This window comes from Streptomyces sp. (assembly GCF_036566765.1).
Taxonomy (GTDB): Bacteria; Actinomycetota; Actinomycetes; order Streptomycetales; family Streptomycetaceae; genus Streptomyces.
In genome coordinates, this window is sequence record NZ_DATCVQ010000046.1 from 1 (window position 1) to 4,656 (window position 4,656).

Annotated in this window: 2 protein-coding genes and 1 riboswitch; of the genes, one reads left to right on the forward strand and one right to left on the reverse strand. The window is 74.1% G+C overall.

The features are described from left to right. On the reverse strand, positions 1-737 hold a 737-nt coding region (locus VIU94_RS02235; protein ID WP_524540620.1), incomplete at its 3' end, for a ferredoxin-like domain-containing protein. Between the two features lie 75 nt (positions 738-812). Then, positions 813-950: riboswitch (cobalamin riboswitch) on the forward strand. Between the two features lie 38 nt (positions 951-988). Between VIU94_RS02235 and cobN the strand changes: the two genes are divergently transcribed. Further along, positions 989-4,615, forward strand: a complete 3,627-nt coding sequence (cobN, locus tag VIU94_RS02240) for a cobaltochelatase subunit CobN (protein ID WP_331906916.1) — start codon at positions 989-991, stop codon at positions 4,613-4,615. Positions 4,616-4,656: the final 41 nt, after the last annotated feature.

Genomic DNA, 4,656 nt, shown 5'->3' on the forward strand with positions numbered 1-4,656 from the left:
GCGGAGGCGAGATCGAGTACGTGCCCTTCGGGCAGCTCCCGCACCCGCCACGCCCCGTTCCCGGCCTCCTGCGCGGCCCGCAGGAACGCGTCCGCCGCGGCGAGCGCCGCCCGCGCCGCGTCCGCGACCCGGAACGCCTGCCCGCCGACGTACAGCAGGCCCCCGCTCCCGCTCCCGCTCCCGCCCTCGCCCTCGCCTCCGCCTCCGCTCTCTGCGATCAAGGTCACATCCCCGCCGAGGCCCGCCACGTCCCCCCGCCCGTCGTCCAGGACGAAGAGGAAACGCCCGGACAGCGCCGCCGCCCAGGGCTCCGCGCACAGCAGCGTGTCGAGCGTGCGGGCCCACAACTGCACGTCCGCGTGGCCGAGTCCGTCCAGCGCGGCGGCCGGGGAGGCGACGATGTTGCGGACGCGTTCGTGGGTGGCGGAGGGCAGCAGGCCCGCCTCGGCGAGCAGCCCGGCCAGCTCCGCCCCGCAGCCCTCGCCGAGGCCGCGCAGCTCCGCGTTGCCGCGTGAGGTGACGGTGATCCGCCCGTCGCCCAGGGACTCCGCCGCGGCCGCCAGGACCTCGACCTGACGAGACGTCAAGCGTCCTGCGGGCAGGCGCAGTCGGGCCAGACGCCCGTCGTCGGCGGGGTGCAGACGCAGCGCCCCGGGGCAGGCGTCGCCTCGGTCCCGTATGAGAGGTTCGCCCGACTCGGGCGAGGTGTGTGGGCTGGGCGGCATGGCGGCGAGCATACCCACGGGAAACCGGCGTTCCACGAGGTGTGATCCGGTCGACTCCGCGGCCCCGCCCGGCCCGCCGCGGCCAGGATCTACTATGCAGACGGCATGGGGTCCCAGGACCCCGGGGAGGAAGCCCGGTGAGATTCCGGCGCGGTCCCGCCACTGTGAGCCGGCCCCGCCGAAGGGGACGGTGAGTCAGGAACTCCCAGCCGTCCACACGACCACCCGGGGCGCGGACAACCCCGAGGAAGGCCTGCGCTCGCATGCGAATTCTGTTGCTGTCGCACTCCGACACCGATCTGCTCAGCGCCCGCGCGGCCGGCGGCCCGGTCGAGTACCGGTTCGCCAACCCCTCCCGGCTCGCCGCCGACGAGCTCCCCGGCCTGCTGGACGAGGCCGGCCTCGTCGTCGTCCGCCTGCTCGGCGGCGTCCGCGCCTGGCAGGAGGGGCTCGACACGATCCTCGCCGCCGGCAAGCCGGTCGTCGTGCTCACCGGCGAACAGGCCCCCGACGCCCAGCTCATGTCCGCCTCCACCGTGCCCGTCGGCGTGGCCACGGAGGCGCACGCCTACCTGGCGCACGGCGGCCCGGACAACCTGGAGCAGCTGGCCCGCTTCCTGTCCGACACCGTGCTGCTGACCGGCCACGGCTTCGAGGCCCCGGCCGCCGCCCCCACCTGGGGCCCGCTGGAGCGCACGCCGCGGAACACCGACGGCCCGACCATCGCCGTGCTCTACTACCGCGCCCACCACATGAGCGGGAACACCGCCTTCGTCGGCGCGCTGTGCGAGGCGATCGAGGACGCCGGCGCGCAGGCCCTGCCGCTGTACGTGGCCTCCCTGCGCGCCCCCGAGGAGGAGCTCGTCGAGACCCTCCGTTCCGCCGACGCGATCGTCACCACCGTCCTCGCCGCCGGCGGCACCAAGCCCGCCGAGGCGCAGGCCGGCGGGGACGAGGAGGCCTGGGACGCGGGTGCGCTCGCCGCCCTGGACGTGCCGGTCCTGCAGGCGCTCTGCCTGACCGGTTCGCGGGCGAACTGGGAGGAGAACGACGAGGGCCTCTCCCCGCTGGACGCCGCCAGCCAGGTCGCCGTCCCCGAGTTCGACGGCCGCCTGATCACCGTCCCGTTCTCCTTCAAGGAGATTGACGAGGACGGCCTGCCCGCGTACGTCGCCGACGCCGAGCGCGCCGCCCGCGTCGCCGGCATCGCCGTCCGCCACGCCCGCCTCCGGCACATCCCGAACGCCGAGAAGAAGCTCGCGCTGGTCCTCTCCGCGTACCCGACCAAGCACTCCCGGATCGGCAACGCGGTCGGCCTGGACACCCCCGCCTCTGCCGTCGCGCTGCTGCGCCGACTGCGCGCCGAGGGCTACGACTTCGGCCCGGTCGAGGACATCCCCGGCCTGGTCTCCGGCGACGGCGACGAGCTGATCTACGCGCTGATCGAGGCCGGCGGCCACGACCAGGACTGGCTCACCGAGGAGCAGCTGGCGCGGAACCCGGTCCGCATCCCGGCCGCCGACTACAAGCGCTGGTACGCGACCCTGCCCGAGGAGCTCCGTACGCACGTCGAGGAGCACTGGGGCCCGGCCCCCGGCGAGATGTTCCTGGACCGCTCGCGTACCGCCGAGGGCGACCCAGACGGCGACATCGTCCTCGCCGCCCTGCGCCGCGGGAACCTGCTGATCCTCATCCAGCCGCCGCGCGGCTTCGGCGAGAACCCGATCGCGATCTACCACGACCCCGATCTGCCGCCCTCGCACCACTACCTGGCCGCCTACCGCTGGATCGCGGCCCGCGCCGAGGACGGCGGCTTCGGCGCCGACGCCATGGTGCACCTCGGCAAGCACGGCAACCTGGAGTGGCTGCCCGGCAAGAACGCGGGCCTGTCCGCCGCCTGCGGCCCGGACGCCGCGCTCGGCGACCTGCCGCTGGTCTACCCGTTCCTGGTCAACGACCCGGGCGAGGGCACCCAGGCCAAGCGCCGGGTGCACGCCACCCTCGTCGACCACCTCGTCCCGCCGATGGCCCGCGCCGACTCGTACGGCGACATCGCGCGCCTGGAGCAGCTGCTCGACGAGTACGCGCAGATCAGCTCGATGGACCCGGCGAAGCTGCCTGCGATCCGCGCCCAGATCTGGACCCTGATCCAGGCCGCGAAGCTCGACCACGACCTGGGTCTCGAAGCCCGCCCGGAGGACGACGGCTTCGACGACTTCCTGCTGCACGTCGACGGCTGGCTGTGCGAGGTCAAGGACGCCCAGATCCGCGACGGTCTGCATGTCCTCGGCGGCGCGCCGGCCGGCCCCGAGCGGGTCAACCTGGTCCTGTCGATCCTGCGCGCCCGCCAGATCTGGGGCGGTACGCAGGCCCTGCCCGGCCTGCGCGAGGCGCTCGGTCTGGACGAGTCCGCCGCCACCCGCACCACCGCCGACGAGGCGGAGGCGAAGGCCCGGGAGCTGGTCGAGGCGATGGAGGCCGCGGACTGGAGCCCGGACGCCGTCGCCGAGGTCGCCGCCGGCCACGTGCAGGCGGTCGCGGACGTGCTCGACTTCGCCGCCCGCCAGGTCGTGCCGCGCCTGGCCGCAACCACCGACGAGCTCACCCACGCCGTACACGCGCTGAACGGCGGCTTCGTGCCGGCCGGCCCGTCCGGCTCGCCGCTGCGCGGCCTGGTCAACGTGCTGCCGACCGGCCGGAACTTCTACTCCGTCGACCCCAAGGCCGTGCCCTCCCGCCTCGCCTGGGAGACCGGCCAGGCGCTCGCCGACTCGCTCCTGGAGCGGTACCGCACCGACAACGGCGAGTGGCCGACCTCGGTGGGCCTGTCGCTGTGGGGCACGAGCGCGATGCGCACCGCCGGCGACGACGTCGCCGAGGCGCTCGCCCTGCTCGGCGTCCGCCCGGTGTGGGACGAGGCGTCCCGCCGCGTCAACGGCCTGGAGCCGATCCCGCTCGCCGAGCTGGGCCGCCCGCGCGTCGACGTCACGCTGCGCATCTCCGGCTTCTTCCGGGACGCGTTCCCGCACGTCATCGGCCTCCTCGACGACGCCGTCCGGCTGGTCGCCGGGCTCGCCGACGAATCGGCCGAGGACAACTACGTACGGGCGCACGCCCAGGCCGACCTGGCCGCGCACGGCGACGAACGCCGTGCCACCACCCGCATCTTCGGCTCCCGTCCGGGGACCTACGGCGCGGGCCTGCTCCAGCTGATCGACTCCCGCGACTGGCGCACCGACGCCGACCTCGCCGAGGTGTACACGGTGTGGGGCGGCTACGCGTACGGCCGAGGCCTGGACGGCCGTCCGGCGCGCGAGGAGATGGAGACCGCGTACAAGCGGATCGCGGTGGCGGCGAAGAACACGGACACCCGCGAGCACGACATCGCCGACTCGGACGACTACTTCCAGTACCACGGCGGCATGGTCGCCACCGTCCGCGCGCTGACCGGCACCGCGCCCGAGGCGTACATCGGCGACTCGACCCGCCCCGAGACGGTGCGCACCCGCACCCTGGTGGAGGAGACCTCCCGGGTCTTCCGCGCCCGCGTGGTCAACCCGCGCTGGATCGAGGCGATGCGCCGGCACGGCTACAAGGGCGCGTTCGAGCTGGCTGCGACCGTCGACTACCTCTTCGGCTACGACGCCACGACGGGCGTGGTCGCCGACTGGATGTACGACAAGCTGACGCAGGAGTACGTCCTCGACCCGGAGAACCAGGCCTTCATGAAGGAGGCCAACCCCTGGGCCCTGCACGGCATCGCGGAGCGCCTCCTGGAGGCAGAGTCGCGCGGCATGTGGGAGAAGCCGGACCCGGAGACCCTGGCCGCCCTGCGCCAGGTGTTCCTGGAGACGGAGGGCGACCTGGAGGGTTCCTCGGACGAGAACTAGCCTCGCCGTTTCAGGTGGGGCTGCTGGGCGGCTGAGCGAGG